The following is a 25,482-nucleotide window of genomic DNA, read 5'->3' as shown; positions in this document are numbered from 1 at the left end:
ATTATGGAAACCGAACAATATATGCATTCATATGACATGAAGTATCTGCAACTGCTATCACAGTCATTCCCTAATATTTCTGAGGCAAGCACTGAGATAATAAACCTGCAGGCTATACTTCATTTACCCAAAGGCACCGAACACTTTATGGCAGACATACACGGTGAGCACGAGGCATTTCTTCACGTATTAAAGAACGCATCCGGAAATATCCAACGCAAAGTCAATGAGATATTCGGAAACACAATGCGAGAGTCTGACAAACGGGAACTGTGTACTTTAATCTACTATCCCGACCAGAAATTAGAGTTAATAAAAGCATCAGAAAGAGATATAAACGACTGGTATCACATAACTATACACCAGCTTGTGTCCATATGCAGACTTGTGTCCAGCAAATATACACGTTCTAAAGTTCGCAAGGCGTTGCCTGCGGATTTCAGCTATATTATACAAGAATTGTTGCACGAGCGTACAGACGATGTGGATAAAGCAGCATATGTGAATGTCATTATTGATACAATCATATCCACAGGCAGAGCCGACGACTTTATTATAGCAATCTCCAATGTCATACAAAGACTTGCCATTGACCAGCTGCATATCCTTGGAGACATCTACGACCGCGGTCCCGGAGCTCATATCATAATGGACAATCTTTCAGTTTATCACAGTTGGGACATACAGTGGGGCAATCATGACATCCTTTGGATGGGAGCACTTGCCGGGAATAAGGCATGCATATGCAATGTCATCAGACTCTCGTTACGGTATGCCAACATGACAACCCTTGAAGACGGATATGGCATAAACCTGCTTCCGTTAGCAACATTTGCCATGGACACATATCAGGACGACCCATGTGATGAATTTATACCAAAGCTGTATGGAACCACCAAAGGCATGGATGACAAATCACGTCGTCTTGCAGCTCTTATGCATAAAGCCATTACAATAATCCAGTTTAAAGAGGAGGCTGCCATATATAATCGTCATCCGGAATGGAACATGTCGGATAGAATCCTTCTCTCAAAAATCAATTATGAGAAAGGAACCGTGACTATAGACGGCAAAGAATATAATCTGAAAAGCAACCATTTCCCTACAATAGACCCGTCGTGTCCTTACAGGCTTACAGAGGAAGAGGCTTCACTGATGGAAAAGATATGCCATTCATTCCAGGTCAGTGAGAAACTCCACAAGCACATACGACTTATGTTGCAGCACGGATGCATGTATTCTGTCTACAACAACAACTTATTATTTCATGCTTCCATTCCTCTTGATAAAAATGGAACGCTAAAGGAAGTGGAAATAAAACCTGGATATAGATTTTCCGGACGCGATCTGTTCTATAATATAGGAATGATGATCAGAACTGCATTTCAGGAAGACTCCATTCCTGACGATAAGGCATATGCCATAGACTACTTCCTTTATCTTTGGTGCGGTCCGGAAAGCCCACTCTTCGACAAGTCGAAAATGGCGACATTCGAAAGGTACTTTATTGAAGACAAGGAAACCCACCATGAGGAAAAAGGCAATTATTTCAAATTCAGAGACAACGAAGAAGTTGTCGATCGGATTATGGATGCGTTCAACATAAAAGGAGACAACCGTCATATAATAAACGGACATGTGCCTGTACACGTCAGAAGCGGAGAGACCCCGATAAAAGCCAATGGAAAGCTGATGGTGATTGACGGAGGCTTCGCACAGGCTTACCACAAAGAAACCGGTATTGCCGGATACACACTTATATATCACAGCCGTGGCTTCCAACTGGTGCAGCACGAGCCATTTACAAGCACTACTGATGCAATACAACAGTGTACTGACATAAAAGGTACAACTCAGATTGTAGAGATGTCATCACATAGGATGTTGGTTGCGGATACCGATATTGGTGTAGAACTGAACAAACAGATACGTGACCTTGAAAAACTACTATACGCATACAGGCACGGACTGATAAAAGAAAACATAAGAAATAAATGATTATTGGTGTCCGCTAAAACAAAAAACAGCGGTATCTTTATAGAGTCGATTATCTGAATGCGCCTAAGCTATAGTTTATGTATTTATATTTATACAGAAACAAAGGCAACTAAACAGGCTGAATTCCTTGTCCGGAATTCAGCCTTAATTTTTTTTGGGTCTGACAGTTTTAGCAGACACCAATAATAACATTATATATTTATATACAGTCTTACGGCAGACCTGATAAATGTCAGTTTGGAAGAAAGAATAATAAAAGCCAATCACATCAGACTGCCAAAACTGTATTTTGACCAGACTACCGTCTCTTCATCCCTGTTCCGCACTACTGTCGCCATTATGTTTCCAGCTTTATCATGATGCAACACGCTACCATCTCCAATAAAACATCGGAACAATCTGTGTGTGACAGCAGCACGGAATACAGATGAAGTCTGCATGACATGCCCGGTAAATCACCGCGCTGCCGGTTTTATTCTTCCGGAGTGATAAGCTTATATCCTTTTCCGTGAATGTTTATAATCTCGATCTGGTCATCATCCTTAAGATGCTTGCGCAACTTTGTTATATAGACATCCATGGACCGCGCATTGAAATAATTGTCATCAATCCATATTGTCTTTAACGCGAAATCACGCTGGAGTATTTCATTTGCATGGCTGCACAGCAAAGCAAGCAGCTCATTCTCCTTTGTTGTCAGCTTTGTCTGCTTTTCTCCTATTGTCAGCAACTGTTTTTGTGTGTCGAAAGTAAACTGTCCGATATGGTAAATCGTACTTTCCTTGTTTTTCTTTCCACGCACACGGCGCAATATTGCCTCAATTCTGAATACGAGTTCCTCCATAGAGAAAGGTTTTGAGATATAGTCATCAGCACCGATTTTGAAACCTTCCAAGATGTCTTCTTTAAGTGTTTTGGCTGTAAGGAAGATGATTGGAATCTCAGCGTTTGCCTGACGAATCTCCTGCGCAAGGGTGAAACCGTCTTTTTTAGGCATCATAACGTCAAGGACACATATATCAAACTTTGTTTTCATGAAGGCCTTATATCCTGCCTCACCGTCGGGGCACAACTCTGCCATATATCCTTTAGCCTGCAGGTACTCACGAAGAAGCATACCCAAATTTTCGTCGTCTTCGCACAATAAGATTTTAAGTTTCTCGTCCATAATATTTAGCTTTTTATAATTGGTAATTTAATTGTGAATTTTGTTCCTTTTCCAAATTCGCTGTCTACAGAGATGTCACCGTTATGCAGCATCACTATTTTCTTGACATAGGCAAGACCCAAGCCGAATCCCTTTACATCGTGCACATTTCCTGTGTGAACCCTGTAGAACTTATCGAATATCTTTTTCAGATTCTCCTTTTTCAGTCCCAAGCCGGTATCCTTTATTGAAAGATACAGATGCTCATCATCGTTCCATGTTTTTATGTATATGTTTATCGGCTGGTCAGGCTTGCGGTATTTCACCGCATTGTCCAGCAGATTGTTTATGACATTCTGGAAGTGCACCTCATCAACATATATTGCGGGGCGGTCTGCCTTTATGTCCGTATATATCTTGCCGCCTGTATGTTCCACTCTCAACGTGAACGAATGCGTAATGTTCTCCACCATTTCATTCAGATTGAGTTTCTTTTTCTTGAACACCGCCTTCTTTCTGTCGAACATTGACATCTGCAACACTTTCTCTACAAGAAACCTGAGACGCTTTGACTCATCGTTTATCACACCTCCCAGATGTTGCATCATTGTAGGACTCTTTGTCACAGACTCGTCGTTAAGCATCTGTGCGGCAAGAGAGATACTGGCTATAGGAGTCTTCAGTTCATGCGTCATGTTGTTTATGAAGTCGTTCTTTATCTCTGTGTATCTCTTCTGACGGAAGATAATGACTATGGTGAAAATAAATGTGATTATAAGCACCATCGTGAATGCAATTGACGGAATCATGAATCTCACAGAAGAGAATATATATGAATCCATATCAGGGAAATGTATCTTCACCACGCCCATTTTGGCTTGTGGGTCATTTCTGAACAATAGCTGTGAATAAGAATATTCCTCACCTTCGTCAGTATAATCAGGACAACGGTACACCTCTCTTCCGTCTTGCGTGGAGACAGTGAAATGATATGGAATATTTATTCCGTTATTCATCAGTTCCGCCTTCAAATCCTGATCAAGCAGTTTGAAATTGATGCGCTCGTTGAGCGGCTTTTCCGATGCTGAATATAGTATGGAATAAACCACCTCATCCAACAGTGCCTTTTGATATATATACCTGTTTTTTACTATCTCCTGCAGCGATTTTGTCGCTTCAGAGAGAGTGCTTTTATCACTGTTCAGTATCATGCCTTTAGGCATATGCGACGGTTTTACGGTTATGGTCTTCAGCTCAAATGAAGAGTATATTGTACCGTCCTTTCCTGTAACATAATATTGATGTGACTGCTGTATGGTTCCATCGGGGCGCAACGAACGTGTTCCTACAGAATCGCGTCTGAAAGCACGTCGTTCTGTTTCGTTCACGTCTTTTTCAAGGTATCTGAGAGTTTCATTGAGCTCCAGATTTCTTGAAGCCTGATATAGGGCTCTGTTGACAGACTCGTCAAACTGTTCTTTCTTCATGTCCACCATTTCCTGAATATAATTCAGCTGCATGTACAGTAGCGCAAGAAAAGAGAAGCCCATTATGATTGCAATAATCCAAATCGTACTCTTTTTCATATTCGCAAAGATATATCAATCCTTAATCCATTAACAATTTAAAGTTAATATATTATATCTGTTTTAACATAATTAACTTACTAAGGAACTTATAGTTACATATATGCAACTATACTGATTAATCATAATGTGTTTAAAACAACCAAATCGTGAAAAGAACGCAAATGTCCGAGAAAGATGCATGAACGTAACTGACCCCTCACAGACATCAACAACAATTATAATATTCCCTTATTTATAAGTAGATGTTCTAAATTAATTGCAATCATATTGTGTGTTATTCAGGAGCTGCATTTCAAAGTCCGAAGACTGAGTGTAGCGGGCTACACGACCGATGAGACTTTGGGATGAAGCCCTAAAGGCTATGCAATCGAGAGCAAAGCGAGCTTGCACTTGCTTTGCTGAGTGCAGCTTGCCTTATCCAAAGAACGTACAATATGATGGCAAAGAGATATATACATCTTAGAAGATGTATAATATCGGTTAATTTTGAACAGCTACTTATATGGTGTAGTATTCAAGAAAAGGCACAACTTTTTAAAAGCGGTAGAATCCATATATCCGATTCTCACAACAACAAAACATGAACCACATATCTTAAATACACCGCACGAGACACGTGTTTTCTGTTGATTATACCAAATCCATACTAAAATCCGAATCTGTCAACACACTGCCAAAGTCTCTTTTTCACATACCTGTTGACTCTTCGCCGACATCTCGTGTCGCTGACGTAGGCTTGTTTTCCGCTTCTGATAGATGGTGTACGCCACAATTTTCACAAAAACGAAAACCGGTTTGTATGACAACAAGACATAATAAATATTCATTCTGATGCAAATAATGGTGAACATACATATTAATATATTGACATTGATGATTGGAAAGCAAACACACATATATAGGAATATATACAAGCAAATGAGTAGAATTTGAAGACAGAACCTGTAAAATGAGTGATTTTTTACGTACAGGATGAAAAAAGTGAGCTAAAAATTTGTAGGTTTAAAAAAAATGCGTACCTTTGCACCGCATTAAAGAGTTAGTGCTTCGGTGATTCGAAATTAACCGGTATGGAAGTTTGGGTGAGTGGCTGAAACCAGCAGTTTGCTAAACTGCCGTACGTGTTTAACGTACCGGGGGTTCGAATCCCCCAGCTTCCGCATTATTCTTAATAATGCACGCACATGGTGGATTCATCTAATGGTTAGGATACAAGATTCTCAATCTTGGCATAGGGGTTCGATTCCCCTATCCACTACACAAAACACTGAGCAAGGATAACAAGCTGCTCAGTGTTTTTTTATTGTCTTTTTCACAAAGCCATTATATTGACACGGACTGACACAAAACTTGTTTTTCAACTTGAATCATAATTATATTTAACCCAAATCACGACATCATACTTCATTAGTATTTCGTGCCGCAATCATACATATAGATTTGCGTCTTTGTCGATGGATATGGCGGACACCATCGTACAGGAGCGGAAGGAAAGATGGCGGCAGCATATCGGAAGAGAAGTGGAGAACCGGCAGACAAGTGAGAAGACAACTTTTGCGGTATGATGACAAATTAAGAATTAAAGAGTTTTTGGCGGACTGTAATAAATGCGCATTAGCGCAGGTAATGTTCTTGATTCAAACTGCGACGGCACAAACACAAAACAAGAGGAAGCGAATTTCAAAATCGGATATAAAGAGATGATAAATCCCATGTACCGGAATCAAATCGCAAACATGCGCAATATGGTGGAATAAGGAGGAATATGCGGATAACGTCAAGTGACTGAGAATCGTGCAAAAGACAACGGACAACCGAACACCGGCATGTACACAGACTAATGAAGCAAAAACGTAATCCATTGGACATAAGCATATTGCAGATACAAAGTCTGTAAAAAGGTTTTCCTATATTACGGAAAAGGCTTTTTCATCGCACAGGAAAGCCTGTTCTGGCTCTCGAAAAAGCCTGTATTGAACGATGATAAAGGCTATTCTGAGGAATCATATCGTACGCTTACAGAGATAGCTGAATCATTCTGTTCGCAAAAAGAGCATAATTCAAGACATTGGGACGATAAAAACAGCGGAATATATAACCTGCGTTGAAATTACAGAAAAACAATACTACATGAAGAGTGAGCATGCATTGCTCCAGCTCATCTGTTTTATGAAAATATTTTGTCAATATTTTTTACTTCAGACAGAGCTGTCGTCACACTATGTTTATCGCCTCAAGGCTATCAAGGACATATCAGATGACGGCGTTGCATGATGTTGCCTGATATTGTTCCACACATAACCTCTGATCCTCATTTTGCCCCTTTAACAGCCATGCCACAACTCCATGTTCCTTCATCCGCACGGAAGGCACAATGTGATGCTTTAGACCTGAGCCAAGCTTCATACATTCTAAGTGTTCCGAACTGTTGTCTGGCATATTGACTTCCTATTATTTCGAAGATATGACTGCCTACATCGGGCGAAAGCGAGAGACAAGATAATGGCAACAGTGTGGGAGAGGAATTAAGAGACGATAAGCCGAATGAAAAGTGGTTCGGGAGATATGATAACTGAACAGGTTTTATAGCGACATCAAGCATTATAGAAACACAAACAAAACAAACCCCGGAAGTTCTTTTAATGTCTTCCGGGGCTGACGTTATATGAGTCTTGTTCTCACAGACGATCAATTGTTCACGCTTCCGCCGACAATATCAAGCAATTCATTGGTGATGGCTTGCTGTCTGCTCTTGTTGAACTGCAAGTTCAACTCACGCAACAGTTCATCAGCGTTGTCTGTTGCAGTCTGCATAGCAACCATTCTTGCAGCGTGCTCTGAAGCGTTGCTGTCCAAAAGCGCAGTATAAATCATGAGGTTGGCATACCGGGGTATCAAAGCATGCAAAACTGTTTTCATGTCCGGCTCTACGATAAAATTGTCATTAAGCGGGACTGATTTTTCCTTCTTCTCCGCATCCTCCTTTACCTTTTTACGCAAATACTCCATCATGGCAGGTGTTACCGACTTAAGCCGCAAATCCCTGTCATTGTCAGCACCGATATCATAATCCAAATCAATTGGAAGGAACGTCCTGCGCTGCAATATCTGAGAGCCTGCGCTTTTAAAATGATGGTATATCAGTTCAACCTTATCTATCTCGCCTGCCGCATATTTCTCACACAGTTCGGTAGCAATATCTATGCACTGCCCTATTGAAGGTTTTTCAGCCAATTCCGTATAATCTCCCGCACACAGGAAACCATTCTTTTTTGCCTGTTCCGCCACTTTCCTGCCGACAGGATAGATTATTACATTATCCTTGCCTATGGTCTTTCTGTACTCATCCGCAACACTGAACATCATCTTTATGACATTTGCGTTGTATCCGCCGCATAGGCTGCTGTTTGATGAATACACGACTAAAGCGACTTTCTTCACATCCCTAACTTCACTGAATATAGTGTGGGCGTCAACTTCAGATGCAAGAAAAGTCTTCAGGATTCGCTCGAGCATATTCTCATAGGGAAGCATGTTCTCTATCATCTGCTGAGCATGATGAAGTTTTGATGAAGCCACCATCTTCATAGCACTCGTTATTTTTCGGGTACTATTTACCGAAACAATCCGGTTTTTTATTTCTTTCAGTGAGGGCATGCGCAATTAATTTTTATACTGACCGGCAATCTCTGCCATTACTTTCTCTATGATTGATGTCACCTCATCATTGATATTACCTGCTGCAAGCACATCAATCACATCCTTTGAGTGTGACGAGCGAAGCTTGTCGAGGAACGCGTCCTGGCACTCGCGCACTTTGTCAACCGGGACATCATGCATAAGTCCGTGCGTACCACAATACAGTATGGCGACCTGCTCGCCCACAGGCATAGGTGAATACTGACGCTGTATAAGGAGCTGGTTGTTCTTTCTTCCACGGTCGAGCGTCATCGCCGTAACGGCATCCATATCGCTTGAGAACTGCGAGAACGCCTCCAGCTCTCGATATTGCGCCATGTCTATCTTTAGTGTTCCGGCTACCTTCTTCATACTCTTTATCTGCGCTGAACCACCTACACGGCTCACAGAGATACCCACATTTACTGCAGGCCGGAATCCCTGATTGAAGAGGTCTGTCTCAAGATATATCTGTCCGTCTGTAATTGATATCACATTGGTTGGTATATATGCTGAAACGTCACCCGCCTGTGTCTCAATTATAGGAAGGGCTGTGAGCGAACCGCCGCCTTTGACATGCCCTGTCAGACACTCCGGGAGGTCGTTCATCTGTTCCGCAATCTCCTGCTGGTCGTTTATACGTGCCGCACGCTCCAGAAGACGACTGTGCAGATAGAACACGTCACCGGGATATGCCTCACGTCCTGACGGACGACGCAAGATCAGGGAAACCTCACGATAGGCGACCGCCTGCTTTGAAAGGTCATCGTATACGACCAGTGCCGAAAGACCGCGGTCTCTGAAATACTCACCTATGGCGGCTCCTGCAAACGGCGCGTAATACTGCATTGCGGCAGGATCGGCAGCCGTAGCCGAAACAACTATGGTATAAGGCATTGCGCCATGTTCCTTTAACGTTGAGACAAGTGTTGCTACAGTTGAAGCCTTCTGCCCTATTGCCACATATATGCAATATACAGGATTGCCTGCCTCATAAAAGCTCTTCTGATTGATTATCGTATCAAGTGCGATTGCGGTTTTTCCTGTTTGTCTGTCACCGATAATCAGCTCTCGTTGTCCACGTCCGATAGGAATCATTGAGTCGACAGCCTTCAATCCGGTCTGAAGAGGCTCCTTGACCGGCTGACGGTAAATGACTCCGGGCGCCTTTCTGTCAAGAGGCATCTCAAACGCATCTGAAAGATCAATGTCACCCTTTCCGTCAATAGCCTCTCCTAAAGGATTTATGACACGTCCCAAAAGGTTGTCATTCACCCTGATGCTGGCGATTCGCTTTGTACGCTTGACAATCATGCCCTCTTTGATTCCTGATGTGGAACCTAAAAGCACACATCCGACATTATCTTCCTCAAGATTCATCACAATAGCCATCGTGCCATTCTCAAATTCGAGAAGTTCGTTGGCTTCCGCATTACGGAGACCATAGATACGTGCGACACCGTCACTGACCTGAAGCACCGTACCGACTTCGTCAAATCTGGAAGTGTCACTGATGCCCTTCAGCTGCTCTATAAGAACCTGTGATACTTCACTTGGTTTAATTTTATCTGACATTTTATTAATGCTTAATAATTAGTTACTCAACTGTGCCAAGATAGCATTGAGTTTGGCTTTCAAACTTGCATCCATACGATATGTATCATATTCGAGGACGAACCCTCCGATCAGCTCAGGATCGGTGGCTGTCTCAAACTGCACAGTTCCATTAGTCTTACTCTCTACCAGATGCCGCATTCTGTCTTCAACAGACTTTGTTACAGGGGCGGCAGTGACGAGTTTTGCGCTAATAATATTTTTCTGTTTCCTGTAGAGAGTTACATACGAGTTAGCCATGAATTGCAGAATACTTTCCCTGTTCTCCTTCAATACAAGACTAAGAAACGAACGTGTAATGTCACACGGATTATTGCCTGTTGCAGCAACAAGCAATTGTTCTTTAAGCTCTTTTGAAAGCATGGGATTGTCTACCGCTGTACTGAGTTCAGACAAAGTGATATAGTTCTGCGCGAGAACCTGCATCTCTGCATACACTCTGTCCTCCACCCCGGCATCAAGACCTGCTTTCAAAAGAGCCCGTGCGTATCTTACAGATATAACTCCGATGTCCATTATTATTGGAAATTCTTATTATCTGATACAGAAACTTCATCCAGCATGCGGTCAATCAGAATCATCTGCGCCTTATCATCAGTCAAGTTGTTGCGCAGAACCTTTTCTGCTATACCCACACTGAGCAACGCGACTTGCTTACGGATACTGCTTATCGCGGCCACTTTCTCATTTTCAATTTCGGCTTTCGCCTCATTTATCATGCGCTCACTTTCCTTACGTGCCTTTTCACGGGCATCCTGCAAGATTTGGTCACGAGTTGCAGCAGCTTCTTTAAGCAATTCTGCCTGCCTGATACGGGCTTCACGAAGTATGCCCTCACCCTCCTGCTTTATATTTTCCAGCCGCTCAGATGCCTTGTGGGCTTTCTCAAGACTTTCGTCAACATAGCGTTTTCTTTCATCCACTGCTTTGACAATTGTCGAAAATCCCATTTTAGCGACGACAAAAAATACCACCAGAAAAGCGAGCGTCATCCAGAAAATCAATCCCAGATCAGGCGTCAATATTGATGGCAATTGACTAAAATCCATCTGCTGTATAATTTAACTGTTTTTTTCTTTTACTTAATAAGGAATGCACACGCTGCGATAGCAAAAAGAGCACAACCCTCAACGAAGGCAGCTGTAAGAATCATGTTACCCTGAATCTTGCCGGTTGCCTCAGGCTGACGTGCTATGGCGTCCATTGCACTTCCTCCGATTTTGCCAATACCCAAACCTGCACCAATAGTTGCAATACCTGCACCGAGACCGCAGCCCAGCTGTGCCAGACCTTCAGCAGCCAATAAAGTCGAAATAATCATAGCTCTAAAATTGTTTATTATTTATATATAATTATTATTTTAAATTGTCTTTATCATAAATCATTATTCTGTGGCGTGCTCCACATGTGCGAGCCCAATGAATACCGCACTAAGCAATGTAAATACATAAGCTTGTATGAACGCCACCAGTAATTCCAGACAGTTCATGAACAAAAGCATTACTATGCTCAGAGTGTTAAGTCCAAGACCATAGCCTACACCCATAGACCAGCCAAGAAATATAACACAAGTGAAACTCAGTATCACGGCATGTCCTGCCATTATGTTTGCAAAAAGACGTATCATCAATGCGAACGGCTTTGTGAAAACACCGAATAACTCTATTACCGGCATGACGGCAACCGGATATGCTTTAAGAAAGAGAGGAACATCAGGCCAGAATATATCTTTCCAGTAATGCTTGTTTCCGAAAAGGTTTATGGCTATCATCGTACACAAAGCAAGGAAGAAAGTGACATTTATATTTCCTGTGACATTTGCCCCTCCAGGAAAGAACGGAATCAGACCCATTATGTTTGCGGTCAGTATAAAGAAGAATACCGTCAGCAAATAGGGTGAATACTTTCTGTAATGTTTCTCCCCTATCGATGATTTTATCACATCGTCATTTATTGTTGTTATCAGCATCTCCATCATACCTACGAATCCTGAAGGAGCCTGACTTCTTTCGTCATGCTTCTTATACCAACGGGAGCAATACGTGAATATGCAAATCAGCACAATAACAACTATCCAAATCTGGGCAACTGTTTTGGTTATACTCAGATCAAGCGGTCTTACCGAACTTCCGTCAGGCAGCTTCTCGTATATCTTCCCATGCATTTCCTTGTTAAAATAGAAATTATCCGGAAGACTGTGACTTGTACAGAAATGCCACTCGCCTGTCGCGTCGCTTCTTATTATTATGGGTAAGGGAATACTGATATGATTATCCCCATATGTCGCTATATGCCACTCATATGAATCAGAGAGATGCTCCAGCACTATCTCCGGAATATTGAGTCCGCCCTCCTCATCTGCTTTTTCATTGGCAGAAGAAGCAAGTGCCGGCATAAAAACCAACAACAATAATAATATATATTTAATATGTCTCATCTTTAATTTATCCATAAACATATTCTGAACAATCAGGATTTACCGGATACCTTGGCAAAATATATTGCGTGATGAACAAGCAACACGAAATAAAAAGCCACAAATACCAGGAAAAAAGTCATCATCGTCTCACCTCCCATTATTATGTAATACACCAGCATGGTGCCCAAAGCAAGCAACATTCTGAATCCCGAGACAGCAGTATAAAAGCCGGTCAATCCCTCAGGGTTCTTTTCAGCGATTCTCCTCCAGATTACAGCCTCAGCAAAAACTATCATAAGCGAGAATATAATACTTATAATCAGCGGATTTAAAATATCATAAAGATTCCAGACTCTCATTATTATTAATGAAATGAAGAACATTCCAGCAACAAGCATTATACCCTGCCTCAGATAGCATTTGCTTAACTTTTTTACATCTGCCATATGGTTTTCACACTGTTATTGCATTTCAACACACAGGCACACTTCATTTTTCTGAACTTCAACGAATCCGCCCTGTATGTGCAATTTTTTCACTTCACCTTGATAAGAGAATTCAACGTCACCTTGTTCCAATGAAGAAATGATAGGTGCATGGTTGATGAGTATTTCGAACTTTCCGGCTGTTCCCGGTACGAGAACCCTGTCCGCAAATCCCAAATATTCAATTTTTTCCGGTGATACTATCTTTAATTTCAGACTCATATACTCACGTTGCCATTACTTTGCGTTAGCTGCCTCCAAAAGCCTTTTCGCCTTTTCTTTCACGTCCTCTATGGTACCGACATTCAAGAAAGCCTGTTCAGGCAGGTCATCAACCTCTCCATCAAGAATTGCGTTAAATCCCTTAATAGTATCCTCTATCGAAACCATGACTCCAGGAACTCCGGTGAACTGCTCTGCTACGGTAAACGGCTGCGACAGGAATCTCTGTACACGGCGTGCACGGTTTACAGTCAGCTTGTCCTCGTCTGAAAGTTCATCCATTCCCAATATGGCGATAATGTCCTGAAGTTCCTTATAGCGTTGTAATATCTCCTTTACCCTTTGCGCGCATTCATAATGTTCCTTACCCACAATCAGAGGATCCAATATACGCGATGTGCTGCCTAACGGATCCACGGCAGGATAAATACCAAGCTCGGTTATCTTACGCGAGAGTTCCGTTGTGGCATCAAGGTGTGTGAATGTGGTTGCCGGTGCCGGGTCAGTAAGGTCGTCTGCCGGAACGTAAACCGCCTGTACTGACGTGATTGAACCTTTTTTCGTTGAAGTTATTCGTTCCTGCATCGCACCCATTTCGCTGGCAAGTGTCGGCTGGTAACCCACGGCTGAAGGCATTCGACCCAAAAGTGCGGACACCTCAGAGCCTGCCTGGGTGAAACGGAAGATATTATCTATAAAGAACAATATGTCGGCAGCGCCGCCATTCTGTCCTCCATTATCACGGAACTCCTCGGCGACCGTCAGACCGGAAAGCGCTACTGAGGCACGTGCTCCGGGCGGTTCATTCATCTGACCATACACAAGGGTAGCCTGGCTCTTCTTCAGTTCCTCCGGATCAACCAACGAAAGATCCCACTTTCCTTCCTCCATCGCCTTTTTGAACTTCTCGCCATACCTGACGACTCCGGACTCTATCATCTCCCGGATGAGGTCGTTTCCCTCACGGGTTCTTTCTCCCACTCCGGCAAAAACAGAATATCCGTTATGTCCCTTGGCAATATTGTTGATAAGCTCCATAATCAGCACCGTCTTTCCAACGCCCGCTCCACCGAACAGACCGATTTTTCCTCCTTTAAGATAAGGTTCAAGAAGGTCAATGACCTTGATTCCGGTTGCGAGCATTTCTTTCCTTGTAGACAGTTCTTCAAACTGCGGAGCATCACGATGAATAGGATAAGAGCCTTCCATATCGAGCTCTTTCATTCCGTCGATAGGCTGTCCTATCACATTCAGCATCCTTCCCTTTATCTGGTCACCGGCAGGCATCCTTATAGGAGACCCCTGCGGAACTGCCTCCATACCACGCTTCAAGCCATCGGTGTTGTCCATTGCCACACAGCGTACCGTATCCTCTCCTATGTGCTGCTGAACCTCCACGATGAGCTCGCGACCGTCACCGCGGTCAATCTTTAACGCATCATATATTTTCGGCAATACTTTCTCCGAGTCCTGTCCTTTTGTGTCAAAATAGACATCAATAACAGGTCCTATTATCTGAGAAATATGTCCAATGATCTGTGCCATATAAGTTATTTTTTTATTAATATTTTTTCGTATGCAAAGATAAAAAATATTTCCTCATTTGCCCTATCATATCGCTTAAATCTTACCTAAGGGACATTAATAAAGCTGTTTATCCGACAAATGTAAAAGCTTATATACTCAATTCGTCAAGAACCTTTATCAGTTTACGGTCAAATGGTTTGTCACTTCGTATAGCTTCACTGAGAGGTACGTAGACAACCTCATTGTTTCTCACTCCAATCATCACATTTCTTTGTCCCTGCATAATTGCCTCTATGGCTCCGACACCTGTTCGTGAGGCAAGAATCCTGTCGTGAGCACTCGGACGGCCGCCACGCTGCAAATGACCCAATATGGATACGCGCACATCATATTGCGGGAACTCCTTTCTAACACGGTCCGCATAGTAAAGGGCACCGCATTTCGGACTTTCCGAAACAATCACGATACAGCTTTTCTTCGACTTTCTTATTCCGCGTTCCATAAACCTTGACAACTGGTCGACATCCGTAGAATCTTCCGGAATGATAGCAGCCTCGGCACCGCTTGCTATCGCGCTGTTCTGCGCAAGGAATCCCGCATCGCGTCCCATTACCTCTACAAAGAATATGCGCTCATGACTCTGGGCAGTATCCCGTATTCTGTCGACACACTCAACTATCGTATTCAACGTAGTGTCATATCCTATTGTGGAATCCGTACCGTACAAATCGTTATCTATAGTACCCGGCAGTCCGATACAGCACAAGTCATAATCCTGGGCGAAAAGCATGGCTCCAGTCAGCGAACCGTTACCTCCTATCACAACCAATGCGTCTATCTCGTTCGCCTTCAGGTTTTCATAAGCCTTCTGCCTGCCTTCCGGTGTAAGGAATTCCTTTGATCGCGCCGTCTTCAGAATCGTACCGCCGGACATTATTATGCCGCTTACATTCTCCGTGGTGAAATCCTCTATCTCGCCGTTTATCAGTCCGGCATACCCGCGGTATATACCTTTAATCTTGTAACCGTTGCATATTCCCGCGCGCGTCACCGCACGTATTGCTGCATTCATACCGGGCGCGTCACCGCCGGAAGTCAAAACACCGATAGTATTAATCTTTGCCATAATCAACCTTAATATATCATATAAATAAAACAATCATAATAAGAAACCCTGCCAGACCGCCGACCAGACACTTCCATCCAATGTTTCTCATATACCAGCCTACGTGCAGACGTTCCATCTGCATAAGCGCAAGCCCGCTCATGGAACCCGAACACAGGATGTTCCCGCCTACTGCCGACGCGTATGCTATGACTTTCCAATAGAGTCCGTTCTGCACATACGGAGAGACATCCTGGACCATACCTGGAAGAACCGCAGCAGCATCAGCCTCACGAAGGGAAATCATCGTCATCGCGGTAGCGAAATTGTCAAGGACAGAGCTTACCGCACCCGTGAAGACACCCATCAGCCAGACGTTGCTCATCCTTTCATCCAAGAACGCCGCGCATTCAGACATGACACCAGTCTCGCGCACCACTCCCACAACCAGCATTATGCCCATCACGAACAATATCATCTGTATGACACCGTATTGGAGAGCGCGAGGCACACGCCTTTGCACGACATCAGACACATACATGGACTTTCTGTTTACCACCTCATTGAAAACCCACAATACGCCCAATACGCATAACGCTCCGATGAAAGGGCTTAGCTTGGTTATGTTATGGAATGTAGGCACGAACCACAAGCCTCCTATGCCAATCACAAACATGAGCATCTTCTGCCACAGGCTCAGGTTGGCGTCATCGCCACGGTAAGGCATCGTAATCCATTCCGTGTCGAGACGTTCCGGCAAGGAACGCCCAATCCACCACACCGGTATGCACCATGCCGCCAGACATGGCAAGGCAAGCGACAGCGAATAATTTGTAGCCGTCACAAGACCGCTGTTCCACAATACCAGTCCCGTAGGGTCGCCGATGACAGTCAACGCTCCGCCGCAATTCGCGGATATGGCGACAGCGCATCCGAGGAGCATTCTCTGCCTGCGGTTTTTCACCACGCCGTGCATCATTGTCAGCACCATCACTGTCGATGTGAGATTGTCAAGATTTGCCGAAAGCACAAAAGTGAAAGCAGACAATATCCACAGCATCTTCCTGCTGTTGCGTGTCCGCATATACTGGGATATAAAATCAAAGCACCCGTTATTCTGCATTATCTCGACGATTGTCATTGTCGCCAGAATAAACAGGACTATCTCAGATGCCTTACCGACATATTTCAGGAACACATTCTGGGCGATGAACTGCTTGACAAGACTGCCGGAAGGCTCCTCACCGCCGGAAAATATCAGGTATTCATCCAAGTGCTGCTTCAGGACATAATCGCTACCGTTACTTATATACAGCATCCAAGCCAACGTGCCTATAAAAATAGCCACCGCAGTTTTATTTATATTCGTAAGCCTTTCCGTCGAGATAAGGAAAAAACCCACAAACAATATAGCAACAATAACAATTGTCATAAAGCTGAACATATATGTGCAAAGATACACAAATATATCAGAACGGCAAAGCGGAGTCAAACAAATTTAATACGTTTAACAGTACATTAAAAATTAAACACTGCCCTATTATCACGCCGCCATGCACACATTCACTGTTGCCTGCCAGCCCTTCATCAGTCCTACCCGCAGCTGTCGCCATCCGGCAATGTGCCTTTTGCCCTCGCGTCACGCCGGGTCTCTGATAAAAACGGAAGCCTGCACGCCCTGAAGCGACACATAACAGGCATGTGGTATGACAGCCTTTCCGGGTTAAAGAAACAAGCATCCCCACACGTTTTAATAACAGAAACGGCATGCGAATAATATATTTTATTTATATTTGCACCGTAAAAATCCCGCAAGAAACATTTTTATAAAAAACAAAACAAAGAAAAGGACACCACCGCAATGAATGAATTGTATTCATCTCACAACACAGAGCCACTGGTCAGCTTTATCATAACATCATACAACATTCCGTCACACATGATAAAGGAGTGTATCGGCAGTCTTCTGAAATTATCGCTCAGCAACGAAGAGCGTGAGATAATACTGGTTGACGACGGCTCCGACATATCCGTAATTAACGAGATAACCGAACTAAGAGACGAGTTGGTCTACGTACGGCAAAGGAACAAGGGACTCTCCGTAGCACGCAACACCGGACTCATGTATGCCTCTGGCAGATACATACAATTCGTCGACGGCGACGACTTCATAATTCCCGCACCTTACGAGCACTGCCTTGACATAGCAAGATACCAGACGCCGGACATGATAATGTTTAAAATTACAGGCACTACAGACGTAAGTGTACCGTTCTCATACAGTGAGCCTGTAAGCGGCAGCAACTACATGAAAAACAACAATCTCGTAGCTTCAGTATGCGGATTCTTGTTCAGAAGGAACATCCTCGGAGACTTGCGCTTCCGCCCGGGCATAGTCCATGAGGATGAGGACTTCACGCCACAGCTGCTTTTAAGGGCTGAAAATGTCATCTCGACAAACGCATCCGCCTACTATTACAGAAAAAGAAACAACTCCATAACCAACAATAAAGACAAGTCACACATATACAACCGGCTGTCTGATTTCAAGAACGTGATACTTCATCTGCAATCGATAATCGAGACGATACCCGAGACCGACAGACCGGCACTGCAACGGCGGATAGCCCAACTGACAATGGACTACATATACAACATCATCCGTCTCACGCACGACAGGGAATATCTCGACAACGCGATAAGACAGATGAAAGAGCACATGCTGTTTCCTTTGCCTGAGAAAAACTACTCGAAGAAATACGTCTGTTTCAGAAAAGTAGTAAATAACAGACTATTACGCAACCTGTTATTCACAATGACAACAAAATGAAGATACTTTTAATCGGTGAATACAGTAACGTGCACTGGACTCTTGCCGAAGGTCTCAGGCAATTAGGACACACGGTGACGGTCATATCAAACGGTGATTACTGGAAGAACTACAACCGCGACATATCCCTGACAAGAAGCTATTCAAAAGCAGGAGGTCTGAGATACATTACGAAACTCATAAAGACTCTCCCCCTAATGCGCGGATATGACATCGTGCAGATTATCAACCCTATATTTCTGGAGATAAAGGCTGACCTGATCTTTCCGATATACAGATATATCAGAAAGCATAATAACGGACTGGTACTCTGCGCTTTCGGCATGGATTACTACTGGGTCAAGACATGCTGCGACTCCAAACCGCTAAGATACAGCGACTTTAACATTGGCGACAGTCTCCGCAACAACACCGATGCCATAAAAGAACGGAAAGACTGGATAGGCACATCAAAAGAGCGGCTTAACAAATATATCGCTGACGACTGCGACATGATAGTGGCTGGACTTTACGAGTATTTCGTGTGCTACAGGCAGGCTTTCGCCGAAAAGACGGCTTACATCCCGTTCCCCATAAAACCGGAGAGGAACGCACTCCCTTGCGACAGCCGTCCGGGAAACATGCCCTTAAGAATATTCATAGGCATCAACAAGACACGCAACGAATATAAAGGCACTGACATAATGCTTGAAGCGGCGGAGGACATACAACGGAAATATAAGGAAAAGGTGGAACTTATAAAAGTAGAGTCTGTACCTTTCGGGGAATATGTCAGGCTGATGAACAATTCAGACGTCCTGCTTGACCAGCTCTACAGCTACACGCCTGCCATGAACGCGCTGCAAGCCATGGCAAAAGGAATAATATGCGTCGGCGGCGGAGAGCCCGAGAACTATGACATATTGAATGAAGACAGACTGAGACCCGTAGTCAATGTCCTCCCAGAATACGGCAGCGTGTATGACAGTCTTGAACGTCTTGTACTGCATCCCGAGATGATTCCGTCATTGAAAAGACAAAGCATTGAATACATCGGCAAGCATCATGACTATATAAAGGTGGCACGGCAATACGAGTCTCTATATTATAAGATAATCAGTGAGAGGCAATGAAAACCTTTGGCGCCCTGACCACAGACTCACCGGTAAATGCGTTTGACGAGACATGCGGGAAGCAAAAATACGACGGAAAAAAGAAAAAGCCGCACGGGCGGATATGATGAGACATGTCGGCTGGGACGATGCGCATATTCAGCAATACAGTAGAGGCTGTACGAATAATCAAACAATGTAAAGTCCGCGAGAATCGCGCAGAGGCAAAGCAGGAACGTTTTACCGCCGTATACGCGATTTATGACACGTTTTCACAATCCGTTCAATATCAGCACAATACGCAAACAGTCATGAAAAATGCCTTTAAACAGCGTACGAAAAAGGCTTTTCCGCCATGCTGAAGAGGCTCTTCGGGCATATGGAAAAGCCCGTATGGGGACATGACATTGCCTTTTCCGCTACACGGCATGCCTGCCATACAAACCCGGACAGTATGAAAAAGCACTGCGGGAGAGCATATATAAGGAAATAAAGAAGAATTTTGGGGGAGAGCATCTGAATCCGGGCAATATACGGATAAGCCATAACACGCACAAGACAGTGCCCGGGCGTTCATCGCGGTTCTGTTTTCCAGAAAATCAATGTAAAGATTTTTTACTTTCCATTCTGAATAAATATCCATTCCGGATGAACGGTGACGCATGTGCGGACTGCACACGTGAAGCAATCGTAATATTCAAGTCATGGATGATTATAATGAAAAACAGAATCATCTTTCATGTCCGCTGACGTGCGTACAGCGGTTCAGGCATACATGCAAAAGACGTATGTCTGCGGCTGCATGCCTCCTTATGAGAGCCAGGTGTCACACAGACACGCATTGAGTACCGATTGGCTGCAATATAAAAAATTACGTTAAAACCGTCCATTCTTTATTATTTTTTATTTATCTTTGTTCGGTATTAAATTACGATTAACCAATGAGACAAAGAATATATTTACTTATTATCGCATCGTTTGTAGCTTCCTGCGTCCTGTCGCAAGTGCGCAGACAAAAGCACCACAATAAGCCAAGGGTCCAGAACACTGAGACAGAGGAGACGGATATGGCAAGCATGCTTTATGAGAGCATGTTGCCCAACACACAGAAGCTGTTCATAATAGACAGCACCGTTGTTGACCGCAACCGCCTGTCAGACGCCATCCCCCTCCCAAAGGACTATGGACAGATATTGCCATACGACAAGTTTTTCAACACTAAAAAGGGAACTGACACATACGTGTATGTGAACGGATTCGGCAACAAGTGCTTTTATTCTGAGATGTCAGCCGACAGCACATTCAGGCTCATGACCAGAGACCGGCTGAACGACGGCGAATGGAGCCAGCCGCAACTGCTTGAAGGCTTCGACATTCCCTTTACTGAGATAAACTATCCGTACATGACGTCTGACGGAACCACGCTTTACTTTGCGGCAAAGTCTGAAGAAGGGCTCGGCGGATACGACATTTATGTCACTACCTACGACTCCGAGTCAGGCAGATTCCTCAAAGCAGAGAATGTGGGTCTGCCGTTCAACTCAGACAAAGACGACATGATGTATGTCGAAGACGATACAGACGGCATAGCCTGGTTTGCCACCACAAGAAGGCAACCGGAAGGAAAAGTATGCGTCTACACTGTTTCGCTGTCGTCCACAAGGCATAATTACAACGGTGAGATTGATGAGAACACGCTCCGCAACTACGCTGCCATAACAAGCATTAAAGACACATGGGAGTCGGAGGAATCAAGACAGAAAGCCATGGCACGGCTTCAGAAAGCCGTCGCGCGTGACAATAAGGCGGTGGAGTCCGGCACATCCGTCAGCTTTGTCATCAACGACGAGGTGGAATATACAGATTTGTCCGACTTCTCTTCCGACAAGAACAGGTCTCTTTATCTGAGCATCAGGAAACGGCAGAAACAGCTGGACGAAGAGTCCGAACAGACAGAACAACTGCGTGCCAGATACCGCTCGGCAACGGGCTCGGAGCGAAGCAGTCTGGCAACCAAGATTCTGAATGCCGAGAAATCAGGCGAAACGCTCAGACAATCAATCATAAACGACATGAACGCTCTTAGAAAGAGCGAATATGAGCAAATGAAAAAATAACCCTCTAAAACCTATTTATTATGGTAAAGAAGTATTTTGAAGAATCCGAACTAATAATAAATGCAGACGGAAGCATTTTCCACCTACATATCAGACCGGAACAGCTCGCCGGCAAAATAATACTGGTAGGCGACCCCGGACGGGTTGCCACGGTAGCCTCACACTTCACAGAGACAGAATGCGAGACAGAAAGCCGGGAGTTCCATTCAGTCACAGGATACTACAAAGGCAAACGCATCACCGTGATATCAACAGGTATCGGATGCGACAACATCGACATTGTGATGAACGAGATTGACGCCCTTGCCAACATCGATTTCAACACCAGACAGGAAAAAGAACATCTCACACAACTTGAGATAGTGCGCATCGGCACATGCGGAGGACTCCAGCCGCACACTCCCATAGGGACATACATCTGTTCGGAGAAATCTGTCGGCTTCGACGGACTTCTTAATTTCTATGCCGGACGCAACACCGTGTGTGACCTGCAACTGGAGCGCGCGCTGCTTAACCATCTCGGATGGAGCGGAAACATGTGCGCGCCGGCACCTTATGTCATAAGTTCGGACAAGGAACTTGCCGACCGCATTTCCGGTGATGACATGGTGAAGGGCATCACAGTGGCGTGCGGAGGCTTTTTCGGACCGCAGGGCAGACAGCTGCGCCTGCCTCTGGCTGACCCGCACCAGAATGAAAAGATAGAGAGCTTCAGATATGAAGGCATGTGCATAACCAACTTCGAGATGGAAAGCTCAGCCCTTGCGGGTCTCGCACGTCTCATGGGGCACAAAGCCACAACAGTATGCATGGTAATTGCCAACAGGTATGCCAAAGAGGCGAACACAGGCTACAAGAACAAGATAGACGACCTGATAAGAACTGTTCTGGAACGTATATAAACACATAAACACGATAATGACAACATACAGACACCCTGCGCCGGACGGCAATGCAACGGAATACGTATGTTGTCATTATATTTTTATAATACAGATAAACTATATAAATGGGCAGAAACAGCAAGAACAGCTATTCACACATCCTGAAATACACAGGATTGTTTGGAGGCATTCAGTTTCTCAATCTTCTCATATCAATCGTCAGAAATAAGTTTGTCGCACTGATATTAGGTCCCTTGGGAATGGGACTGATATCTCTTTTCAATTCCACGATAAACCTTGTCTCCAACACGACAAACCTCGGCATATCTATGAGCGCGGTCAAGAACATAGCCGAGTCATACGAGAACAGGGATGCGGAGCACATCTCCGGAACAATAAGCATGATTCGATCGTGGAGTCTTATCACCGCCGTTGCGGGCACATTGCTATGCATCATCGCCAGTCCTTTGCTCAATGCGTTCACCTTCACGTGGGGAGACCACACCTTACACTTCATATGTCTCTCCCCCATCGTAGCGCTGATGGCTGTCACGGGAGGCGAGACAGCCATCCTCAAAGGCACCGGACATCTCAACGCCCTTGCCGGAATATCAATAATAAACGTCATAATAGCACTTCTGACATCCGTCCCTATATACTATCTTTTCGGTGAGGCAGGCATCATACCGTCCCTTATCATAATATCACTGTGCCAGATGCTGCTCACCATACACACATCATACAGACTGTTCCCGCTAAGCATATCGATGCGGAAAGACTCGTTGAGACAAGGATTCTACATGGTGAAGCTCGGCTCGGCATTTGTCATTGCAGGCATATTCGGCAGCGGTGCTGACTTTGTAATACGCTCCTTCCTCAACACAACGTCCTCTCTTGACACGGTGGGACTCTACAACGCAGGATATATGATGACAATGGTGTACGCCGGAATGGTGTTCACCGCAATGGAGACCGATTATTTCCCGAGGCTGTCGGCGGTAAACCAGGATGTAAAGAAACGTAACATCATCATCAACAGACAGATAGAAGTGTCGCTCCTTCTGCTCTCACCCATGCTCGTGGCATTCATGGTCAGCCTGCCGCTTCTGCTGCCATTGCTGTACAGCAACAAGTTCATTCCGGTGACAGACATGATACGCATAACCATCATAGCGATGTACCTCAGAACCATAAAGCTCCCCATTGCCTATCTGACATTGGCGAGAGGCAACTCAAAAGCCTATCTGTTTCTTGAGGCTACATACGATGTAATCGTCATAATCCTTACTGTCGTCGGCTTCACGGCATTCGGTCTTGTCGGAGCCGGATACGCAATAACGCTTACATGTATCATAGACGTGTGCATCATCCTGCTGTTCACATATTACAAATACAGATATGTCATCTCCATACCGGTTATAAAATACTTCCTTATCCAGTTCCCCATAGGCATTGCCGCCATGCTTACAATGTTCATAGACAATACCGCAGCATACTGGATTATCGGAATAATTCTTATTTGCACAAGCACTTTCATTTCCTTAAAGATACTTCAAGGAAAGACATCATTGTGGAACAAGCTAATGTCAAAATTCAAATCCTATAACTGAGAAATGTGTCAGGTATCCGTTCTTGTCGCTGTATATAACTCGGCGAAATATATATGTCGCTGTATGGACTCGCTTCTTGCACAGACGCTGAAAGACATACAGATAATATGTATTGACGATTGCTCCACCGACGAATCGCTGGAAATACTCAACAAATACGCCGATACCGACCCTCGGATTGACGTAATATCACTGAAAGAAAACCGTGGACAGGCACACGCACGCAATGAAGGACTCAGTCTGGCGGGCGGGAAATACATAACATTTGTCGACAGCGACGACTGGCTGGAGCCTGATGCGCTGCGTAAAAGTGTCGATGTCTTTACAGAGTATTCTGAAACCGACTGCGTGCTATTCGACGTGGTGACGCGCAATGAAGGCACCGATGAAGAAAAGCTATTCCCCATGCGTCCCTTCAATGAGATGTCTGGAAACGACGCTTTCATCGCAAGCCTCACATGGGACATACACGGCTGGTACATGGTGAGGGCTGAGATACATAAGGCTTTTCCCTATGACGAGACATGCAGGGCATATAGCGATGACAACACCACACGCATCCATTATCTCAACAGCCGCAAAGTGAGGTGCTGCAAAGGCAAATACTATTATTTCCAGAACCCGCTCTCAACGACTCATGCGGTATCCGTGAGACGCTTCGACCACATCAGAGCAAACGAAAGCATGAGGAGACAATTGCTAAGACTCAATGTAGGGAAAGACATTCTGAATCTTTATGAGAAAACAAGATGGCTTGTTCTTGTAGACACCTACATGTTTTATTTCACCAACAGAGCCAGGCTTACGGCAGAGGAACGCTCATACGGACTTGCGGAAATGCACCGCATATGGAGAGATATAGACACAAAGGCTCTTCCGCTTTCATTGAAATACAAGTTCGGATACATGCCTTTCAAATATTCATGGTGCCTGTTCCGCATGCAGGAGGAAATATATTTCATGCTCAAATCGGCTCTTACATAAACAGAAACGCAAGCTGATATCCATACAGAATGTCATTCCCGACATAAGACTGGTTTTGGTCTGCACCAGATAGAATACCCGACGCCTGCATAAGCAAAGGAAAGCTGCATTAAGAAGTCCACATTATTATATATATAAAAGGACACCATTATACATGGAGAATGGCATCATTATACGTGGAG

The 25,482-nt window shown here is 44.3% G+C and carries 20 protein-coding genes and 2 tRNA genes; 9 read left to right on the top strand and 13 right to left on the bottom strand.

The features are described from left to right. The first annotated feature begins 3 nt into the window (after window positions 1–3). Window positions 4–1,998 (top strand): fructose-bisphosphatase class III, encoded by a 1,995-nt coding sequence (locus BN4609_RS03895; RefSeq protein WP_068855361.1) that lies wholly within the window; start codon window positions 4–6, stop codon window positions 1,996–1,998. Between the two features lie 472 nt (window positions 1,999–2,470). Here BN4609_RS03895 and rprY read toward each other — a convergent pair whose 3' ends face one another. Beyond that, window positions 2,471–3,166, bottom strand: coding sequence for a response regulator transcription factor RprY (gene rprY, locus BN4609_RS03890; RefSeq protein WP_021994483.1), 696 nt, complete (start codon window positions 3,164–3,166; stop codon window positions 2,471–2,473). A 5-nt stretch (window positions 3,167–3,171) separates the two neighbouring features. Further along, window positions 3,172–4,731, bottom strand: coding sequence for a sensor histidine kinase (locus BN4609_RS03885; protein ID WP_021994482.1), 1,560 nt, complete (start codon window positions 4,729–4,731; stop codon window positions 3,172–3,174). 1,075 nt (window positions 4,732–5,806) lie between these two features. Here BN4609_RS03885 and BN4609_RS03880 point away from each other — a divergent pair. Together BN4609_RS03880 and BN4609_RS03875 are read left to right on the top strand one after the other, a co-directional pair. After that, window positions 5,807–5,894, top strand: a tRNA-Ser gene (locus BN4609_RS03880). A 26-nt stretch (window positions 5,895–5,920) separates the two neighbouring features. Beyond that, a tRNA-Glu gene (locus BN4609_RS03875) sits at window positions 5,921–5,992 on the top strand. A gap of 1,430 nt (window positions 5,993–7,422) precedes the next feature. On the opposite strand, the gene BN4609_RS03870 is transcribed toward BN4609_RS03875, so the two are convergent. From BN4609_RS03870 to BN4609_RS03820, 11 genes are all read right to left on the bottom strand, one after another. Further along, entirely contained in the window at window positions 7,423–8,391 is a 969-nt protein-coding gene (locus BN4609_RS03870; RefSeq protein WP_021994478.1) for a F0F1 ATP synthase subunit gamma, read from the bottom strand. Window positions 8,392–8,397: 6 nt separating this feature from the next. Next, complete coding sequence (atpA, locus tag BN4609_RS03865) at window positions 8,398–9,987, bottom strand: F0F1 ATP synthase subunit alpha (RefSeq protein ID WP_068855360.1); 1,590 nt, start codon at window positions 9,985–9,987, stop codon at window positions 8,398–8,400. An 18-nt stretch (window positions 9,988–10,005) separates the two neighbouring features. Continuing rightward, on the bottom strand, window positions 10,006–10,542 hold the full coding sequence (locus BN4609_RS03860) for a F0F1 ATP synthase subunit delta (protein WP_068855359.1): 537 nt from the start codon (window positions 10,540–10,542) through the stop codon (window positions 10,006–10,008). A 2-nt stretch (window positions 10,543–10,544) separates the two neighbouring features. Next, complete coding sequence (gene atpF / locus BN4609_RS03855) at window positions 10,545–11,075, bottom strand: F0F1 ATP synthase subunit B (RefSeq protein WP_068855358.1); 531 nt, start codon at window positions 11,073–11,075, stop codon at window positions 10,545–10,547. Between the two features lie 29 nt (window positions 11,076–11,104). Further along, window positions 11,105–11,347, bottom strand: a complete 243-nt coding sequence (atpE, locus tag BN4609_RS03850; RefSeq protein WP_021994474.1) for an ATP synthase F0 subunit C — start codon at window positions 11,345–11,347, stop codon at window positions 11,105–11,107. A 63-nt stretch (window positions 11,348–11,410) separates the two neighbouring features. Next, complete coding sequence (atpB, locus tag BN4609_RS03845) at window positions 11,411–12,463, bottom strand: F0F1 ATP synthase subunit A (protein ID WP_068855357.1); 1,053 nt, start codon at window positions 12,461–12,463, stop codon at window positions 11,411–11,413. 32 nt (window positions 12,464–12,495) lie between these two features. After that, complete coding sequence (locus tag BN4609_RS03840; RefSeq protein WP_068855356.1) at window positions 12,496–12,891, bottom strand: hypothetical protein; 396 nt, start codon at window positions 12,889–12,891, stop codon at window positions 12,496–12,498. Between the two features lie 15 nt (window positions 12,892–12,906). After that, window positions 12,907–13,152 (bottom strand): ATP synthase F1 sector epsilon subunit, encoded by a 246-nt coding sequence (locus BN4609_RS03835; protein ID WP_021994471.1) that lies wholly within the window; start codon window positions 13,150–13,152, stop codon window positions 12,907–12,909. Window positions 13,153–13,167: 15 nt separating this feature from the next. Then, the gene (atpD, locus tag BN4609_RS03830) at window positions 13,168–14,697 is read right to left on the bottom strand and encodes a F0F1 ATP synthase subunit beta (RefSeq protein ID WP_021994470.1); all 1,530 of its coding nucleotides are present in this window, start codon (window positions 14,695–14,697) and stop codon (window positions 13,168–13,170) included. A 130-nt stretch (window positions 14,698–14,827) separates the two neighbouring features. Further along, a complete protein-coding gene (pfkA, locus tag BN4609_RS03825; protein ID WP_021994469.1) occupies window positions 14,828–15,805 on the bottom strand; it encodes a 6-phosphofructokinase in 978 nt (325 codons plus the stop codon). Window positions 15,806–15,821: 16 nt separating this feature from the next. Continuing rightward, window positions 15,822–17,216, bottom strand: coding sequence for an SLC13 family permease (locus BN4609_RS03820; protein ID WP_021994468.1), 1,395 nt, complete (start codon window positions 17,214–17,216; stop codon window positions 15,822–15,824). Between the two features lie 429 nt (window positions 17,217–17,645). On the opposite strand from BN4609_RS03820, the gene BN4609_RS03815 reads away from it, so the two are divergent. The 6 genes from BN4609_RS03815 to BN4609_RS03785 all read left to right on the top strand — a co-directional run bounded on the left by BN4609_RS03815 (window position 17,646) and on the right by BN4609_RS03785 (window position 25,300). Continuing rightward, the gene (locus BN4609_RS03815; RefSeq protein WP_068855355.1) at window positions 17,646–18,614 is read left to right on the top strand and encodes a glycosyltransferase; all 969 of its coding nucleotides are present in this window, start codon (window positions 17,646–17,648) and stop codon (window positions 18,612–18,614) included. After that, on the top strand, window positions 18,611–19,726 hold the full coding sequence (locus BN4609_RS03810) for a glycosyltransferase family protein (protein WP_068855354.1): 1,116 nt from the start codon (window positions 18,611–18,613) through the stop codon (window positions 19,724–19,726). The genes BN4609_RS03815 and BN4609_RS03810 overlap by 4 nt, the downstream gene beginning before the upstream one ends. Window positions 19,727–20,646: 920 nt before the next feature. Further along, a complete protein-coding gene (locus BN4609_RS03800) occupies window positions 20,647–21,822 on the top strand; it encodes a hypothetical protein (RefSeq protein ID WP_206196535.1) in 1,176 nt (391 codons plus the stop codon). A 20-nt stretch (window positions 21,823–21,842) separates the two neighbouring features. Next, the gene (locus tag BN4609_RS03795) at window positions 21,843–22,724 is read left to right on the top strand and encodes a nucleoside phosphorylase (RefSeq protein ID WP_068855351.1); all 882 of its coding nucleotides are present in this window, start codon (window positions 21,843–21,845) and stop codon (window positions 22,722–22,724) included. A 107-nt stretch (window positions 22,725–22,831) separates the two neighbouring features. Next, window positions 22,832–24,316 carry an oligosaccharide flippase family protein gene (locus BN4609_RS03790; protein WP_068855350.1) on the top strand — a complete coding sequence of 495 codons (1,485 nt, stop codon included), beginning with the start codon at window positions 22,832–22,834 and terminating at the stop codon, window positions 24,314–24,316. A gap of 3 nt (window positions 24,317–24,319) precedes the next feature. Next, entirely contained in the window at window positions 24,320–25,300 is a 981-nt protein-coding gene (locus tag BN4609_RS03785; protein WP_068855349.1) for a glycosyltransferase family 2 protein, read from the top strand. The last annotated feature ends 182 nt before the right edge of the window (window positions 25,301–25,482 follow it).

This window comes from Leyella lascolaii, from assembly GCF_900079775.1.
Classification (GTDB): domain Bacteria; phylum Bacteroidota; class Bacteroidia; order Bacteroidales; family Bacteroidaceae; genus Prevotella; species Prevotella lascolaii.
This window is presented reverse-complemented; position numbering and strand designations above follow the sequence as displayed.